This window comes from Actinomadura vinacea (genome assembly GCF_039532545.1).
Classification (GTDB): domain Bacteria; phylum Actinomycetota; class Actinomycetes; order Streptosporangiales; family Streptosporangiaceae; genus Spirillospora; species Spirillospora vinacea.
Window position 1 is genome coordinate 235,303 of record NZ_BAAARW010000006.1, and the last position, 16,506, is coordinate 251,808.

Here is a 16,506-nt window from a genome sequence, read left to right on the forward strand (position 1 = left end):
ACATGAGTTCCGACAAGCACACCACTCCGGCTCCGATGGGGCGCATCGCGTTCGCCAGCATGATCGGCACGATGGTCGAGTGGTACGACATGTTCCTCTTCGCCCTGTGCACCTCGGTGGTCTTCCCGCACCTCTTCTTCCCGGAGGGGAATGAGGGCGCCGCGAACATCCAGTCGTTCGCGGTCTTCGGCGTCGCCTTCCTGGCCCGGCCGCTGGGGGGAGCGGTCTTCGGTCACTTCGGCGACCGGTTCGGACGCAAGACCAGCCTGGTCGCGACGCTGCTGCTGATGGGCCTGGCGACGCTCGGCATCGGCCTGCTGCCCGGCTACGCGACGCTCGGCATCGCGGCCCCGCTGATCCTCTGCGTGTTCCGGCTGTGCCAGGGCTTCGGGCTCGGCGGTGAGTGGGGCGGCGCCGTACTGATCGCGGTCGAGCACGCCCCGCCCGGCCGCCGCGGCTTCTACGGCCTGTTCCCCCAGGTGGGCAACCCGCTCGGATTCTTCCTGGCCAACGCCATCCTCCAGGCCATCGTCTGGATCATGGGTGAGGAAGCCTTCATCGACTGGGGCTGGCGCATCGCCTTCTACATCGGCGGCGCGTTCATCCTCCTCGGGCTGTACGTCCGCACGCGCATCATGGACGCCGAGGTCTTCCTCGCTGCCAAGGCGGAGCCGGAGACACGGAAGTTCCCCCTGGCGCTGCTGTTCCGCAGGCACTGGAAGGTCCTGCTGCTCACGATCGTCATGCAGGCCCCGTTCGCGGTGAGCGCGTACGCGCTCAACTCCTACTTCGGCACCTACCTCACCCAGGAACTCGACAAGCCCACCTCCTGGGTGCTGATCGCCGGCATGGTGGGCTCGCTGCTGAGCGTCCCGGCCTACATCGGGTTCAGCCTCCTGTCCGACCGGATCGGCCGCAAACCGGTGTACGCGATAGGCATCGGCGGGTGGCTGGTGCTGGCGGGGCCGTTCTACTGGCTGGTCTCGACCGGGACGCTGTGGGGAGTGGTCACCGCGGTCTCGCTGGGCTGGGTACTGGGCCACGCAGGGTGTTTCGCCGTGCAGTCCAGCTATCTCTCGGAGCTGTTCACCACCGAGGTCCGGTACAGCGGAACCTCGATGAGCTACCAGCTCGCCGCGGTCGTCTGGGGCGGCCCGGCGGGCATGATCGCGGCGGCGCTGTTCGCGGCGACCGGGTCCGTGTACAGCATCTCCGCCTACGTCGCGATCAGCTGCCTTCTCGGCCTGCTGGTGCTCAGCCGGCTCCCGGAGACCTTCCGCTCCAGTCTGGGCCCGGCGCCGAGCGCCGAGAAGCTCGCCGGCACGGGCACGGCCGCCTGACCAGGGGGGCGGCAGGGACATGGTTCCGCCCCGAATCCCTGCCGCCCCCCGTTCCACCCCCGTCCAACGCCGCACCGTCCTGGCCGGGCTTTCAAGCTCGGCCTTTACTTCGGCAATGGGTAACGTGTGCGCCCCGGAGGAGCAGGGCGATCAGCATGCCCAGGCCCAAGACGGTCGCCAGGGAGTTGGCCGGCAACTGCACACCGACGTCACGGGTCAGTTCCGTGGCCTGGATGCCGGACCCGAGCACCACCGCGACCGCGCGGCCGTGCCTACGGCCTCGGCCACCGCTCGCCGCGCCAGCGGCACCTGCACGTTCAAGCGCCGGCCTTCGCCTCGGCCGCCGTGGGCACCGCAGGCGCCTGGAGCAAGGCCGAGAGCTTCGCCAGGGCCGCGGGGAGCACCCAGTAGTACACCCAGGTCCCGCGCCGTTCGGCCCCGACCAGGCCGGCCTCGCGCAGCACCCTCAGATGGTGGGAGATCGTCGGCTGGGAGACGTCGAACGGGCCGGTGAGATCGCATACGCAGGCCTCGCCGCCCTCGTGCGAGGCGATCAGAGAGAGCAGCCGCAGCCGGACCGGGTCCGACAGCGCCTTGAACATCCGCGACAGCTCGGCCGCGTCCTCCTCGCCCAGCGGCTCGCGGACCATCGGCGAACAACACACCGTGCCCTGCCCCGTAACGGGTCCGATCACCGGCAGACCACCTTGTTTAGACATGGCTCTATGTTGACAGCCGTCTATTCAGGCTGGCAAGCTCTCTTGTATCGACAACTGTCGATACAAGACCTCGGATAGGAGACTGTTATGTCCCGTCTCCAGCTCGCCCTGCGCGTCGCCGACCTGGAGGGCTCGATCGCCTTCTACTCCAAGCTGTTCGGCACCGAACCCGCCAAGCGCCGCCCCGGCTACGCCAACTTCGCCGTCACCCGGCCCCCGCTCAAGCTCGTCCTCATCGAGGGCGAGCACGGCGAGCAGACCCGTCTGGACCACCTCGGCGTCGAGGTCGCCGACACCGAGGAGGTCACCGCCGCCACCTCCCGGCTCAAGGAAGCCGGACTGGCCACCTTCACCGAGAACGACATCTCCTGCTGCTACGCACTCCAGGACAAGGTCTGGGTGACCGGCCCCGGCAAGGAACCCTGGGAGGTGTACGTGGTCAAGGGCGACGCCGACACCCTCTGCAAGAGCACCGACGATCAGGCCCTCGACCCGGCTGAAGCGACCTCCTCCGGAGCCGGGTGCTCCTGCGGCAGCTGACCGATCCGTACCGACGAACGGATCACCCGAGCCGGTCGCCGGGGCTCAGCAGACCGGTGACCTCGGCGATCGCCTTCGGCGTCGAGGGAAATTGCGGCGCACGTTCTCAGCCTTCTTGTCCCGGACCTTAGCCATCAACATCAGCCCCATGCCTGGGCCACCGCACGCGGTGTGCGCGTCCAGCACAGCACTGGCCTGCCCATAGGGCCGGTGTCGGGATACACCGGCCCGCGGGGGCGGCTCTGAGTAGTCGCAACGTCCGTCGTGCCGCACGGTCTCCAGCACCAGGTCCTCGCGTGCCCGTCCCACGACGTCGCGTCTTGGCGCGGCCCCTTGGCCTTCACCTGGCCAGCCGTCTCGTGCAGCACCCGGTGGCCTCTGCCGCAGACCAGACCGCCCCTCGGCGCACTACGAGTTTTGCGCCTTCACATCGACCCACGACCGGGCGTACGTGCCAGCGGTCGGTTGCCACCGAGCCGGTCGACCGCTCCGGGTCCGCTCGGTCGAGGTTCCGTGACTCCCGGCCTCGCCAACGATGATCACTACAGGCGCACGCCAAGCTTGTAGACCCGTGTGGTCTGCTCGGTCGAAAGGTTGTCGTCGGACACCAGGTACAGGACGCGTCGCTCGTCGCTCAGCTTGGGGCCCAGTGTCATTCCCTCAATGTTGTCCAGTAGGGGGTTCTGCTGCTTCTGCGGCGCATGCGCGTCGGCCGGGCAGTTCACCAGGTCGGCCAGCAGCTCTTTGTCTGTGAAGTCCGCCTCGGGTGTGTCCTTGAGGGATCTCACCGCCGAGACGTCCGGCTTCCCGGCCACGGAGACCCGGTAGATGCGGATCGTGTTCCCTTGGCCCTTGGTGTAGCCGCGTTCCAGGGACAGCAGCCTGTCACCGCCGAGCGCCACTAGTTCCGTGAGGCTGAGACCCGCGTCGGCGCGGTAGGCGTACTGTTCCTTCGGCGTGTACTTCTGCCCCGGCATGCCCGAGTAACGCAGGATGCGAAGCAGCGCTTGGCCCTGGTGGGTGCCGTCCCCCGACAGCGGGGCCTCTGTCCCCGCGTACAGCAGCCGTCCGTCGGCGGTCGACGTCAGCGCCTCCAAGGTCTCGTCGGCTCTGCCCTCTCCGCCCTTGGACTGGACGCGGAACCGGGGCGGTATCCGGAACGAGTCCACCTGTCGGCCGTCCGACAGCCGGAACCGCAGGATCGACGGCTCGGTCTCCGAGCCGATCAGGACGCTGCCCGGTTCGACGATCAGGCCCTCGCCGTCGATCGTCCGGTCCGGGAAGGGGGAGCCGTCCCGACGGACGAAGGTCGTCATCGTGCGGGGGCGCACATCGAGCGCCTGGCCTCCCAGGGTGACGCCGTAGAGCCGGGGAGGCGCGTTGTCGGCCAGCACATACGCCTCAGACTCGCCGATCCTGGCGACGGCCGAGAGGTGGCCGATCGTCGTGCCCTCCCAGGGGAGCTTGTCGAGGGCGTCGGAATAGCCGATCAACTCCGCGTCCGCCGAACACGGACCGGAGGTACCAGCCCCCGGCCAGAAGGCGATGAGAGGCACGGTGACGAGCACGCTCAGTCCTGCACAGGTCACGAGACGGCGCCGCCACGTGCCCAGACACCACGTCAGGGCCCGTCCGCGCCACGTTCGCACCCTTGGTATCAGCGGCCTCCTCGCCGACGACCTCTGGTTTCGGAAGAAGGGGAGGGAACCGATGTGGCCGGGATCCTGCTTGGCCGGCACGGCTCCGGTGGACTTCAGCGCCTCACGGACCCGCCTGTAGATCGTGTTGGGGGTGAGGAACCTGCCGGACGCGGTGTCTCCACCGGGGACGCCGTCGTTCAGCACGCGCAGGATCTCCGCGGTGAAGGCGGTGCATCCGTCGTCGTCGGGGGCGAACGCGGGGCGATGTCTCGCGGTCGCCATCAGCATGTAGGTCCCGCCGGGGGCGTCTCCCGGCAGAGCGGACGAGGCGGTCTCGTCGTCGGCGAGGCCGCTGTGGCAGCAGTCCAGGATCACCAGCCGGCGCTGGGCGTTGCTGCTGTCGATGATCTCCCGGAGCCGTTCCCATCGAATCGCGTGGTCGCGCCCGTCCGCGGTGGCTCCGCGCAGCGCCAGCTGGAGACCCGTTCCGTCGGGGCCGTGGATGCCGTGCCCCGCGTGGTACACCAGCAGCCCGGCCTCGGCCTCGTGCGCGGCCGCGCGCACCGCGTTCTCCACGGCTCCCGGCGTTTCCGGGTCCCGCACCATCGTGCACCGGTCCCCGGGTACGCCCCAGATCGCCGGGTCGGTAACGACCTGCAGCAGTTCGGTGCAGTTGTGCGCCACGGCGGGCAGCTCGTCCAGGTGGGTGTAGCGGCTGATGCCGATGATGACGCAGCGGGACCGCCGCGGGTCGGGAGCCCCCGACAGGGCGCGCAGGACAACGCTCTCCTCCAGCAGGTCATCGGGGGACAGCTCAGTCGACAGGCCGTCCCGTTCGATGATCAGGGAGGCGTCCGAGGGGTTGTCCCGCCGCCAGGTGACGAAGGCCAGCGCCAGATGCGCGAGTTGGATTCCGCTGTTGACAGCGAACTGGATGATGTCGAAAGTCGGCCCCATCGACCGGGCGTCGGCCCGATGCAACGAGATTTCGATCCCCGTGTCCGTACGGAGACGGGGATCCTTGAGGAGCCAGTTGTACAGCGACCGCCGCTGGTCGGCGACTCCGGGCTCCGTTCCCGCGCCCCCGCTGGAGTCGATCACCTGAACCCTGATTTCCACGCTTCCCCCGGGGAAACGAACGGTTCGCCGTTCCAGCGCCGTGCGCACCGGCGGCGCCGCACGCCCAAGAATACAAAATGATCAAGAACTTCCCGAAGTTTCTAAAAAGATCGGAGACCTTCCTGATTCTGGCTGTCCGTATCAAGTGAACGGCCGGCCCCGTTGCGGTGAAATTAGCATAAATCCGACAAATGACCCCGCAGTCGAGCGAGCCATGCCGTCCCGGGGGCAAGATTCACGTCCACCGGAGTTTCGGAAGAGATCTGTGTGGAACTCCTGGTGCTTTCGTTTCACTTGAGCCTATTCGTGTCGGGATGAAACGAACTTGGACTCGATCGACTTCGGGCGTACGAGCACGTCGTTCATAGAACGGACGTGACCGCGGTGCGCAACTTGCTCTCCTTCCAGTAACGAGGGGTCATTCGCCGAACTGGTGGACAACACGGGCGCGAGGGGTGTGCTTTCCCCTTGGGGCCGGCCAGGCGCCACGGTCGCGAGTGATCGCGACGGTCCGCCCTGCCGGATTCAACGGTCCCCCGGCAGCGGGCGCGAAGGTATTCCCATGTTGGGCGCGGACGCCCCCGCCGCGATCCTGGCGATGACTCCACTGCCGTCGATACGAATAACCGGGCCAAAGGCGGGGCCGAGGAGGGGGCGGCCCCGCCTTTTCGGTTCAGCCGGAGATGCTGGGACGGCCGTTTTCGATGTGGCCCATCAGGCGGCGATGGAACGCCCGGTTTTCGGCGGTCTTGATTTCGACGTCGTACCAGCCTTGCCGGGTGTGCCAGTCGACGGTGCGGCTCTGGCCTGGCGGGACGGTGATTTCGCGGCGGCGGTCGCCGTGCGCAAGGGAGGCGAGCTGGAATTTCAGGGGCGCGCGGCCGGTGTTGCGGAGGGAGATTCGCAGGTCGCGGCGGTCGGGACCGGAGGACGAGGCCACTTCGGCGGTGTCCGTGACCGTACCGGAGAATTCGCGGCGGAAACCGTTCGGGCCGGTGAGGGTCAGGTTGTAGGCGTCGCCGCTGAGGGGGATGTCCGCGCGCTCGGTGCGCGCCACGTCGAAGTGCCGGGGACGCGGGAATTCCCCCGCGTACGGGTAGAGGGCGAAATGGACGCTTTCCAGGCCGTGGTTGACCAGGTCGAGGCGCAGCGTCCGGCCCGAGACGCGGACGGATGCCTCCGGCTGGTACGGCAGCGGACGGGCGGGGCGGGTGCCCGGCTCCTGCGACGGCATGCGCTGGTCGGCGGGCGGGGTCGGGCGCCAGCGGCCGGTGAACGGAGGCACGGCGCCGGGGCGGGTCGGCTTCGGCGGGCGTCCCGCCGAACCGAAGTCGAACGCCGAGGTCAGGTCGCCCGCCACGGTGCGGCGCCAGGCGCTGATGTGCGGCGCCCGCACGCCCAGCCACTGTTCGGTGAACCGCACCAGCGAGGAGTGGTCGAACACCTGCGAGTTGACGAAGCCGCCCGCCGACCACGGCGACACCACGGTCATCGGGACGCGGAAGCCCAGCCCGATCGGGCCGCCGTCCGCGAACTCGTCGGAGACCGACGGCGGCGGGATCGGCGGCGGGACGTGGTCGAACAGCCCGTCGTTCTCGTCGTAGGTGATGAACAGCGCCGTCGACGCCCACACCTCGGGGTGGGACGCGATCGCGTCGAGGATGTCGTAGTTGACGCGGGCGCTCTGGATCGGCGACGACGCCCCGGGATGTTCGGAGTCGACCGACGACGGCACCAGGTAGGACACCTTGGGCAGCCGTCCCGCCGCGACGTCGGCGCGGAAACGCGCGGCCAGACTGCCCGGCTCGTGACGGCGCAGCGCCCGCTCGAACAGGCGGCGTTCGGCGGCGGGCAGGGCGGCGGCCTTCGCGTCCAGGTCCTTGAGCAGGCGTTCGCGGGCGGCGGCGTCCGCCTGCTGGACGGCGCCGTAGAACGACTCGATGCTCTTGTACTGGGACGGGATCACCTTGGCGGCGATGCGCTTGAACGAGGCGAAGAACTCGATGTTGTTGTCGGTGAAGTTGTCCCACTCCTGGTAGACCTGCCAGGACACCCCGGCTCTCTCCAACTGCTCGGCGTACGTCGTCCACGTGTAGCCGGCGTGCGCGTCGGAGTAGGCGGCGTTGGTGACGGCGCGGGTGCCGTCGGCCTCGAAGCCGGTGTGACCGGAGACGAGGTAGTTGCGGTTCGGGCTGGTGGAGCTGAACACCGAGCAGTGGTAGGCGTCGCAGATGGTGAACGTGTCGGCCAGTTCGTACTGCAGCGGGATGTCGGAACGCTCCAGGTACGTCATGGTGGCCGGGGTCTTGGCCGCGATCCAGCCGTTGTTCCAGCCGTCGGCGTGCGCGGCCTGCCCGTCCGGCCAACCGTGCGGCAGGTCCCCCATCCACTGCAAGTCCTTGCCCGCCGTCCGCGCCGCCTCACGCAGCGAGAACGGCAGCACCTTGCCGCCGCCTGACGAGGGCTGTTCGAACACCGAGCCGCCGCCGGGCAGCCGGATCGCGTTGCGGTCGGCGAAGCCGCGCACGCCGCGCAGCCGTCCGAAATAGTGGTCGAACGAGCGGTTCTCCTGCATGAGGAAGACCACGTGCTCGATGGCCTTGAGGCCGCCTGGACGCACCGGCATGGCGAGGGCCGCGTGTACGGACGGCGGAAGCAGGGAGCCCGCCAGCGCGCCGCCGCCGACGACCGCGCTGCCCTGCAGGAACCGACGACGGCCGATGCCGCCACGAGTGTCGCTGTGCATGCGAGCTTTCTCCAGGGCCGTGATGACGACCGCCGGACGAACGCACGGCCCTCCGGTGTCCAGGCGACGAACGCTCCTTGGGGCCATCGGCCCCCTGCTCCGGAGAGGCTTCCAGCAATGGACGCGGTATTTGCGCCGATCAACGCCCCTGACATTGAGATCCGGCGCTGGTCTTCACCGTGGCGCACCCTTGATAGGGTCAAAATATGGCGATCGGCAGCTTGTTTCTCTGACCCGCACCCGCAAGAAGCGGCAGCGCTGGGGCGTCCCCGGCTCCAACGGCGGCGGCAACGCACGCTGGATCAGGCGGCGTTCCGTTGTTCGGCGCTGCGCTCTTGACCGCGGTCAACCGTCACACGGCAGAGAAACGAGCACATCACCATGACGTCCAGCACCTCTTCCCTGGCCAAGCACACCGCTGTGCTGAACACCCTTGATCCCGACGAGCCGCTTCTGAACGACCTCGACCCCCTGCGTGACGTCGTGGGGGACGCCCGGGTCGTGGCCATCGGCGAGGGCGCGCACTTCGTGCACGAGTTCACGCTCGCCCGTGCGCGACTGCTCCGCTACCTGCTGGAGCGCTGCGGGTTCACCGTCGTGGCGTTCGAGATGGGGGACGGCGAAGCGTCGGCCGTCAATGCGTGGCTCGCCGGCGACGGCGATGAAGACGACCTGACCCGGCTACTGGGCCTCCACAGCCTCAACCTGTTCGGAGAACTGCTGCGGTGGCTGCGCCGTTACAACCGCGGTAGGTCACAGCCCATCCAGATCGTCGGGATCGACCTTCCCAACACCCTGACCCTGCGACCCGACCTCGACCCGGTCGTCGACTACCTGCGGGCGGTCGACGCCGACACCGCCGACCAGGTGACCGGCATCCTGCGCACGGCCGACGAGATCACCGGAGGTTCGGCCGCCGCGTCCGCCCCGCAGTGGGCGAGCCTCGACTCGTCCCGGCAGGAGTCCCTGACGGCCGGCCTGGCACGGCTGTCGCTGCGGCTGCGCGCACTCGAACCGCTCTACGTCGCCCGCAGCGACCAGCACCGCTTCGACGTCGCACGTCGCCACCTCGAGGCGGCCTGCCACACCGACTACATGCTGCGGGCGATGAACAACCTGTTCTCCGGGACGGGTCTACCCGACGACACCTCGATCCGCGACCACTACATGGCCATATGCGTGCGGTGGCATCTGGAACGCCTCGCCCCCGACGCGCGGGTCGTCCTGGTCGCCCACAACAACCACATCCAGAAAACCCTGGTCACCTACGACGGCTACCCCACCGCCCTGCCAATGGGGTACCACCTCGCACGTAGCCTCGACCGGGACTACCGCGCGGTGGGCCTGACCCACACCGCCGACCACGTGCCGGAGATGAACTGGCCCGCTGAGGACTCTCCGGTCGGGTTCACCATCGAATCCGTTCCCCTCGACGCCCCGCCTCCGGGAAGCGTTGAGAAAGCCCTTGCCGACGCGGGATTCGACACGGACATCACCTTGACGGATCTATGCCCGACCGACCCGGCGGTGGTGTCACTGGAGCGCATCCGATCACAGAGCGCGACCATGGACACACCCGTGCCCCATGCCTTTGACGCGGTCATGTCCACCCCCACTGCGACGACAGACCACACCCTCAACTTCTAGTGGCCGACGGCCTGGGCGTCTTCACGGCGCTGCTTGCCAGCCCTTTACGGGCACCGCCGTCTTCGTCGCGCGTGGCCAGGTGATCCTCAGCGCCACGGCGAACACGTTCACCCCCTCCACACGGATCACCGCCTCCATCGTCGAACTCGACGACGCCGTCGTCCCGCAGATCGGAGCGGCCCGTCTGACCATCCACAACGTCCAGCCGTATCAAGGAGGCGTACGGGTCTTGGCGAACATCGAATGGGCCGGCGACCTGCGCGTCCGGGTCAGCTACTCCGGCCAAGTCCCGGCACAAGAAGACCGAGAACGTGCGACGCTACTTTTATCCCTCACGGCCGGTCCGGCTCGGTTGTGCACCGGGTGTTCGTCCTCAATGCCCGCCGGGCAGGCACTCGAGAGGAGCCAACGAATGCACTCTGCATTGCACGAAGGGACATCCCCCAAGTTTTGGCGGGAACGGTTGCGTCATGTCTATTGGATCGGCGGCGGCAGCGGGTCCGGAAAATCCACCATCGCCCGACGTATCGCCGACCGGTACGGGATGCGCCTGTACGGTACCGACGCGGTCATGCCCGACCATGCCCGCCGTATGCCCGTGGAACAAGCTCCTTACCTGGGCAAGTTCGCTGCCATGGACATGGACGAACGCTGGGTCGCCAGAAGTCCGCGCGAGATGCTCGACACCTTCCACTGGTTCCGCGGGGAAGGCTTCAACCTGATCATTGAAGACCTTCTCGCCCTCCCCGCCGATCGGCCGGTGGTCGCTGAGGGATTCCGGTTGCTGCCCGACCTCGTCCAACCCCTGCTTGCCGAAGTGGGCCATGCCGTGTGGCTGCTGCCGACTCCTCAGTTCCGCCAGGCGGTGTTCGACAGCCGTGGCGGACCGGCATGGGGATTCCTTGCCAAGACCGGTGACCCGCAGCAGGCGCTGCAGAACCTGCTCCAGCGCGACGCACTGTTCACCGACCGGCTCACCGAGCAGACCCGGCATCTGGGCCTCTACGGGCTCAGAGTGGCTCCCAGGGGCACCGAGAAAGGTCTTGCACAGCGAGTCTCCGCGGTGTTCGGTCTTGAGGACTAGGTAGTCACGACGTGGCCGCTCCAGGTGAGGTCACAGGGGTCTGATCCATTTGCTGTGACCCGGTCACCTGGGGTCACATCGAGAAGACCGCGATTTGGCGGTCGAATCGCTTCGTTGAGCGTGTCCGCGCCGAGAACCGGGCAGCGCGGCCGCGGCAACTTGCCGGGCCAGCTCGACGCCTTCCAGGCGGCAGCGAAGATCTTCACTGCTTCCAAAGCGCGCTCTCGCGTCTGCCAGACCACTCGGTCGGCAACGCGGCAGCTTTGCTTGCGACTCCGCGACAGTCCGCATCTCCCCTCTAGCCAGCGTGCCCCAAGGGGTAGTGGACCCACGTGGCGCCGTGGGGGCGCGGACGGCCGTCGATGTCTCCTGTGCGTTACCTTCGTCTCGCTTCGGCGAGCGACAGATACGGTGGTGCCGACGAGCCGATCCGGGGGAGAGTCCGCATGGCCATCGACCAGCTCGCCGGCGAGCTCATGGACGTCCTCTTCGACGCCTACCCCGGCGACGCCCGGCTTCTCGGCGTCCGTGACCACGCGGATCGGCCGACCGACCACACCGAGGCCACCGGACCGGCGCACGGCGCACGGCAGGCGGTCGACTTCATGGTCGAGCACACCGCGACCAACCGGGTCGAGATCGAGGCGCCGGCGTACATGGTCGGTCGGATGGAGATCCAGCACATCCGGGCCGCCGTGGCCGCCCCCCTGGACGAGACGTTCCACGACGTGGTGCCGGACACCGGTCCGCTGCCGATGGAGGTGCTCGACGAGGTCGTCCAGGCATGGGCCGGAGGGCAGCCGTGACGCTGGACGGGCTCGAGCTGGCCCACCGCCGCGTCGGCTCCGTCGGCCTGGGGTGCGCGCAGCCGGCCCCGTTCGCCGACGCCGCCGAGGTGGTCGGCTGGTTCGGCGCGCTGCAGTCGCAGGACTACCACCCGGCGAAGTGGGCGGTCGCCCAGCGGCTCGGCCCCGGCGTCACCGACGCAGACCTTGATCGCGCGTTCGACGACGGCGTCATCCTGCGCACGCACGTGCTGCGCCCGACGTGGCACTTCGTGGCTCCCTCCGACCTGTGCTGGCTGCTGGATCTGACAGCGCCGCGGGTGCACGCGCTCAACGCCTATGCCTACCGGCGGGGCGAGCTCGACGGCCCGCTGCTGCGCCGCTCCACGGACCTGATCGCCGACGCCGTCGCCGCCGGAAACCACCTGACCCGTACTGAGATCGCGGTGTTGCTCGCCCGCCACGGCATCACCGCGGAGGGGTTCCGGCTCGGCTACATCCTCATCCACGCCGAACTGGAGCGGGTGATCTGCAGCGGCCCGCTGCGGGGGAAACAGCACACGTACGCGCTGCTCGAGGAGCGGGTCCCGCGGGCGGCGAGCCTGGAGCGCGAGGCGGCGCTCGCCGAGCTGGTGCGCAGGTTCTTCACCAGCCATGGTCCGGCGACGGCGAAGGACCTGTCGTGGTGGTCCAGCCTCACGCGCGCCGACATCGCCACCGGGCTGTCACTCGCCGGCGACGCGCTGGAGAGCACCGACGTAGACGGCGTCACCTACTGGTTCGCGCCGGGGAAGGCCCCTGAGCCGGCCCCGTCCCCATCGGTGCGGCTGCTGCAGGCGTACGACGAGTACATCGTCGGCTACAGGCAGAGCAAGTACCTGCTCGATATCGGCGGCCTGGCGGCTGCGGCGCCGGACAAGCTCGCTCTGCCGAACGGCGTCATCGTGGTCGATACGCAGGTGGCCGGCCGCTGGAGGCGCACGGTCCGGGCCGACGCCGTCGTGCTCGAGGCGGCGCTGTACCGGCCGTTCGACGCCGCCGAGACCGGCGCGCTGCAGGCCGCGGCCGACGAGCTGGGCGTGTTCCTGGGCGCACGCGCCGCCGTCTCGGTGAGCCTGCTGTAAGCCCAGCCCTGGGCGGCGGCCGCATCGACGCCGAGCGGCTCGCCCGTACCGGGGAGGCCACCCTCGAAGGCTTCGACATCAACGCCATGCTCCGCCGCCGACGCCGCACTGCCGTCCAACAGCCGCTTGAACCCCACCGAAGGAGGCTGGGTTGGCCGAGGGACTCTGCGCGCTGGTGCCAGGTCAGGCGAAGCCTGTGAGCTGCCGATATTGTGCCGCCATTCGGACCGGGGTGTTGGCGGCGCCGTAGCCGTCGTAACCGCTCAGCCGTTGCACGATCTCGAAGAACAGCCGTCGGCCGAGCGTGGCGGTGTAGAAGTGCACGAATTCTCCCGTGCCGTCCTGGTCGTACATCACCCTGGCCTCGCGCAGTTCCTTGATGGTCCCGGGGGCGAGGTCGGTACGAGCGGCGATGTCGTCGTAGTAGTTTCCCCGGGACCGGGAGCAGCGGGACGCCGCGTGCGCGCAGCTCGTGGGCCGCCGCTTTGGCGTCCGAGCAGGCCAGGGCGATGTGCTGGAAGTCGGCCGTCTCCGGGGACCGCCCACCGCCCAGGAGCGGTTCGTTCAGTACGAGCCGCAGGCCGTCTTTGGCGACCACGCGGCTGCGCACCAGCCCGGGACGGCGGGATTTTGAACCCACGCCCCTTGTCCCCAAGGACGGCAGGGGAGACGCACCTGCTGGCGAAGAGGGCCAGTTGGAAGGTCGTACGGGTCAGCTCCCCGTTGAGCCGCCGGGGGAGGTGGCTCTCGGTACCGGCCAGGGGCATCAGTTCCGCGCGGGCCGCCTCCAGGGCGTCCGCAGCGCGGCTTAGGGTGAGGCCATCGCCCAGGGGGCGGTCATGCGCCGGTCACTTCGTCGATGGTCTGCTGCGTTGTGGTGCCGGGCGCGGGCTGCGCCGTCGATCCCTCCTCAGAACCGGTGCGGCCGACCGGTTCTGAGGAGGTGCGGGGTTGCTACCGGTACTGGTCGATGCGGTGATGGATCAGATGGTCAAGCGGTCCGTGGTCCACGCTCCGGCCTGGTCGCTCAGTGACAGCCCCAGGCCTGGCCTCGCGGGCACGAGCATCTGGCCATCTCGCAGTTCGAAGCGTTCGTTGAACAGGGGTTCCAGCCATTCGAAGTGCTCCACCCACGTGGTGCGCGGGTAGGCCGCGGCGAGATGGAGATGGATTTCCATCGCGAAGTGCGGTGCCAGTGAGAGTGCTTTGTGGTCTGCCAGGGCCATGACGCGCAGGAAAGGCGTGATTCCGCCGACGCGGGGGGCGTCGGGCTGGACGAAGTCGGACGCTCCGGCCTGGATCAGGTTCCAGTGCTCGGCGGCGCTCGTCAGCATTTCGCCTGTCGCGATCGGGGTGTCGAGCGCATTCGCGAGGCGGGCGTGCCCCTCCGCGTCGTAGGCGTCGAGTGGTTCCTCGATCCAGGTGAGGTTGAAGCGCTCCAGTTCGCGACCGGTGCGCAGTGCCGTGGCGCGGTCCCATTGCTGGTTGGCGTCGACCATCATCGGGACGGCGTCGCCGAGATGCTCGCGCACTGCGGCGACCCTTTCCAGGTCGGCCCTGGTATCGGGCTGCCCGACCTTGATCTTGATGCCGCCGATGCCGCGGGCGAGCGCGGCGTCGATGTTGGCCACGATCTCGTCGATGGGCATCGACAGGTAGCCGCCGGAGGTGTTGTAGCAGTCGACGCTGTCGCGGTGGGCTCCGAGCAGCTTGGCCAGGGGCAGGCCGGCGCGGCGGGCTTTGAGGTCCCACAGTGCGACGTCGAAGGCGGCGATGGCTTGGGCGGCCAGACCGCTGCGTCCGACCGAGGCGCCGGCCCAGATCATCTTGTCCCACAGCCGAGCGATGTCGTTCGGATCCTCTCCGATCAGTTCGGGAGCGATTTCGCGGGCATGGGCGTACAGTCCGGGCCCTCCGGCTCGTTTGGAGTAGCTGAAGCCGAGTCCTTCGTGCCCTTCCTCGGAGGTGATCTGCGCGAAGAGGAACGCGATCTCGGTCAGTGGCTTCTGCCGTCCGGTGAGCACCTTGGCGTCGCTGATCGGTGCGGCCAGCGGCAGGCGCACCAGTGACAGCGAGACGGAACGGATTTGGTCGAGGCTGGCCCGCAGCCTCACGGTTTCGAACGGCCTGGGCTTCGTCGCCGTCATCGGTTCCTCCTGATTCGATGGAGCGGGGACGGAGCGGATTCGAGGTATCCGCACCCGCTGTGAATGAGCGGTTTCTGTTCGGCACGGTCCGCGCAGGTCTGCTTTCCAGCAGTCGGGCACGGCCTGCACCGGACGGGGGTCACCGCGTCGGGCGAGGGGGTTGGTTCGTCGGCGCCCGGTGACCCACTTTTTGGATCTGGGTTCCGCTGTCCGGGATGCGTGGGGCGTTGCGCACGAACAGGGTGGCGACCGCTGCGACGGCGGAGAGGAGCGCGAGCGCGATGAGGCCCCATTGTGTGCTGCCGGTGTGCTCCTTGACCAGGCCGAATCCGTAGGGGGCCACGAATCCGCCGAGGTTGGCGATGCTGTTGACGATGGCGATGGTGAAGCCGACGGTGACCGGATGGAACTGCCGCTGCACGATCGGCCAGAAGATCGGGCTGATGCTCTTGAAGCCCATGGCCGCCACGCACAGCATCACCAGGGCGAGCACAGGGCCGACCAGTGCGGCGCCGAGTGAGCCGACCGCGGCCGTCAGCAGCGCTCCGATCAGGAGTTCCTTGCGGCGTCCGGTGCGGTCGCCGATGCGTGACAGCGTGAACATCGAGACTATGGCGCAGATCCAGGGCAGGGAGGAGAGCAGGCCCACGGTGATGTCGTCGGCTCTGTCGATGCCCCTGACGACGGAGGGCAGCCAGAAGGTGTTGGCGTAGATGGACATCTGAACCGTGAAGTAGATGAAGGCGAACAGGGCGACCTTCCGATCGCGCAGGACGGTCCACCACCGCGGGTGGTCCGCGGTGGCCGCGGCGGCGCGCCTCTCGGCGTCGAGTTCGGCCTGCAGCGCGTCCTTTTCCGGCTGGGTGAGCCAGCTCGCGTTCTCGATCCGGCTTTCCAGGCGGAAGAAGGCGAAGACGCCGATGGCCACCGAGAGCAGGCCCTCGATCAGGAACATCCACTGCCAGCCGTGCAGACCGAGGACGCCGTCCATGGCCAGGAGGGGACCGGAGATCACGCCGCCGACGGAGAAGGCGACGAGGGCGCCCACCGCATAGCGGGCGTTGGCGCGTCCTCGGTAGGTGTTGGGCAGCCACTGGGTGAGGTAGTAGAGCACGGCGGGGACGAAGCCGGCTTCGGCGATGCCGAGCAGGAAGCGCAGGACGTAGAAGCTGATCTCCCCTTGGACGAGGAACATCAGGGCGGAGACCAGGCCCCAGGTGACGCAGATCCGCGACAGCCACAGCCTCGGGCCGAAGCGGTCCATCAGCGCGTTGCTCGGCAACTCGAACAGGACATAGGCGATGAAGAACAGTCCTGCGCCCAGTCCGTAGGCGGCGGCGCCGATGCCGAGGTCGGCCTCCAGATGGTGCTCGGCGTAGCCGATGTTGGCGCGGTCGAGCTGGTTGGCGAACATCATGATCGCGAAGATCGGCACGATCCGGCGCATGATCTTGCCGCAGGCCGAGCTGAGGAGCGGCTCGTGGTCGGGGGTGGGGTGGGAAGGCAGTGAACTCATACGAACGCCTCGGTTTCGTCATCGCTCCCTGAGCGGCGATGTCCCGCTGATCAGGACCGCGTCTCGCCTACTGGAGCGACGGGTGAATTCGGGGGTGGA

Annotated in this window: 12 protein-coding genes; 6 read left to right on the forward strand and 6 right to left on the reverse strand. The window is 68.4% G+C overall.

Translation table 11 applies throughout. The features are described 5' to 3' along the window. Window positions 1–2: 2 nt before the first annotated feature. Window positions 3–1,340, forward strand: a complete 1,338-nt coding sequence (locus ABD340_RS09670) for an MFS transporter (RefSeq protein ID WP_344588331.1) — start codon at window positions 3–5, stop codon at window positions 1,338–1,340. Window positions 1,341–1,657: 317 nt separating this feature from the next. Here ABD340_RS09670 and ABD340_RS09675 read toward each other — a convergent pair whose 3' ends face one another. Beyond that, on the reverse strand, window positions 1,658–2,059 hold the full coding sequence (locus tag ABD340_RS09675; protein WP_344588332.1) for an ArsR/SmtB family transcription factor: 402 nt from the start codon (window positions 2,057–2,059) through the stop codon (window positions 1,658–1,660). Between the two features lie 87 nt (window positions 2,060–2,146). Between ABD340_RS09675 and ABD340_RS09680 the strand changes: the two genes are divergently transcribed. Further along, on the forward strand, window positions 2,147–2,599 hold the full coding sequence (locus ABD340_RS09680; RefSeq protein ID WP_344588333.1) for an ArsI/CadI family heavy metal resistance metalloenzyme: 453 nt from the start codon (window positions 2,147–2,149) through the stop codon (window positions 2,597–2,599). Window positions 2,600–3,141: 542 nt separating this feature from the next. Here ABD340_RS09680 and ABD340_RS09685 read toward each other — a convergent pair. After that, entirely contained in the window at window positions 3,142–5,358 is a 2,217-nt protein-coding gene (locus tag ABD340_RS09685; protein WP_344588334.1) for an effector-associated constant component EACC1, read from the reverse strand. A 673-nt stretch (window positions 5,359–6,031) separates the two neighbouring features. Then, on the reverse strand, window positions 6,032–8,104 hold the full coding sequence (locus ABD340_RS09690; protein WP_344588335.1) for a phosphocholine-specific phospholipase C: 2,073 nt from the start codon (window positions 8,102–8,104) through the stop codon (window positions 6,032–6,034). A 381-nt stretch (window positions 8,105–8,485) separates the two neighbouring features. Here ABD340_RS09690 and ABD340_RS09695 point away from each other — a divergent pair, with 381 nt between their 5' ends. From ABD340_RS09695 to ABD340_RS09710, 4 genes are all read left to right on the forward strand, one after another. After that, window positions 8,486–9,751, forward strand: coding sequence for an erythromycin esterase family protein (locus ABD340_RS09695; RefSeq protein ID WP_344588337.1), 1,266 nt, complete (start codon window positions 8,486–8,488; stop codon window positions 9,749–9,751). 79 nt (window positions 9,752–9,830) lie between these two features. Next, on the forward strand, window positions 9,831–10,835 hold the full coding sequence (locus ABD340_RS09700) for a hypothetical protein (protein ID WP_344588338.1): 1,005 nt from the start codon (window positions 9,831–9,833) through the stop codon (window positions 10,833–10,835). Between the two features lie 446 nt (window positions 10,836–11,281). Beyond that, window positions 11,282–11,641, forward strand: a complete 360-nt coding sequence (locus tag ABD340_RS09705; protein ID WP_344588340.1) for a hypothetical protein — start codon at window positions 11,282–11,284, stop codon at window positions 11,639–11,641. Then, window positions 11,638–12,744, forward strand: coding sequence for a winged helix DNA-binding domain-containing protein (locus tag ABD340_RS09710; RefSeq protein ID WP_344588341.1), 1,107 nt, complete (start codon window positions 11,638–11,640; stop codon window positions 12,742–12,744). The genes ABD340_RS09705 and ABD340_RS09710 overlap by 4 nt, the downstream gene beginning before the upstream one ends. 183 nt (window positions 12,745–12,927) lie before the next feature. On the opposite strand, the gene ABD340_RS09715 is transcribed toward ABD340_RS09710, so the two are convergent. The 3 genes from ABD340_RS09715 to ABD340_RS09725 form a co-directional block, all read right to left on the reverse strand. Continuing rightward, on the reverse strand, window positions 12,928–13,290 hold the full coding sequence (locus tag ABD340_RS09715; RefSeq protein WP_344588342.1) for a hypothetical protein: 363 nt from the start codon (window positions 13,288–13,290) through the stop codon (window positions 12,928–12,930). 437 nt (window positions 13,291–13,727) lie between these two features. Beyond that, entirely contained in the window at window positions 13,728–14,891 is a 1,164-nt protein-coding gene (locus ABD340_RS09720; RefSeq protein ID WP_344588343.1) for an L-talarate/galactarate dehydratase, read from the reverse strand. 139 nt (window positions 14,892–15,030) lie between these two features. Further along, window positions 15,031–16,407: an MFS transporter gene (locus tag ABD340_RS09725; RefSeq protein WP_344588344.1), complete on the reverse strand. Its 1,377-nt coding sequence runs from the start codon at window positions 16,405–16,407 to the stop codon at window positions 15,031–15,033. Window positions 16,408–16,506 lie beyond the last annotated feature (99 nt).

Bases quoted from the DNA above. Each gene is read 5' to 3' on its own strand.
- ABD340_RS09670 (WP_344588331.1), top strand. From the start codon at position 3: ATGAGTTCCGACAAGCACACCACTCCGGCTCCGATGGGGCGCATCGCG.
- ABD340_RS09675 (WP_344588332.1), bottom strand. From the start codon at position 2,059: ATGTCTAAACAAGGTGGTCTGCCGGTGATCGGACCCGTTACGGGGCAG.
- ABD340_RS09680 (WP_344588333.1), top strand. From the start codon at position 2,147: ATGTCCCGTCTCCAGCTCGCCCTGCGCGTCGCCGACCTGGAGGGCTCG.
- ABD340_RS09690 (WP_344588335.1), bottom strand. From the start codon at position 8,104: ATGCACAGCGACACTCGTGGCGGCATCGGCCGTCGTCGGTTCCTGCAG.
- ABD340_RS09695 (WP_344588337.1), top strand. From the start codon at position 8,486: ATGACGTCCAGCACCTCTTCCCTGGCCAAGCACACCGCTGTGCTGAAC.
- ABD340_RS09705 (WP_344588340.1), top strand. From the start codon at position 11,282: ATGGCCATCGACCAGCTCGCCGGCGAGCTCATGGACGTCCTCTTCGAC.
- ABD340_RS09720 (WP_344588343.1), bottom strand. From the start codon at position 14,891: ATGACGGCGACGAAGCCCAGGCCGTTCGAAACCGTGAGGCTGCGGGCC.
- ABD340_RS09725 (WP_344588344.1), bottom strand. From the start codon at position 16,407: ATGAGTTCACTGCCTTCCCACCCCACCCCCGACCACGAGCCGCTCCTC.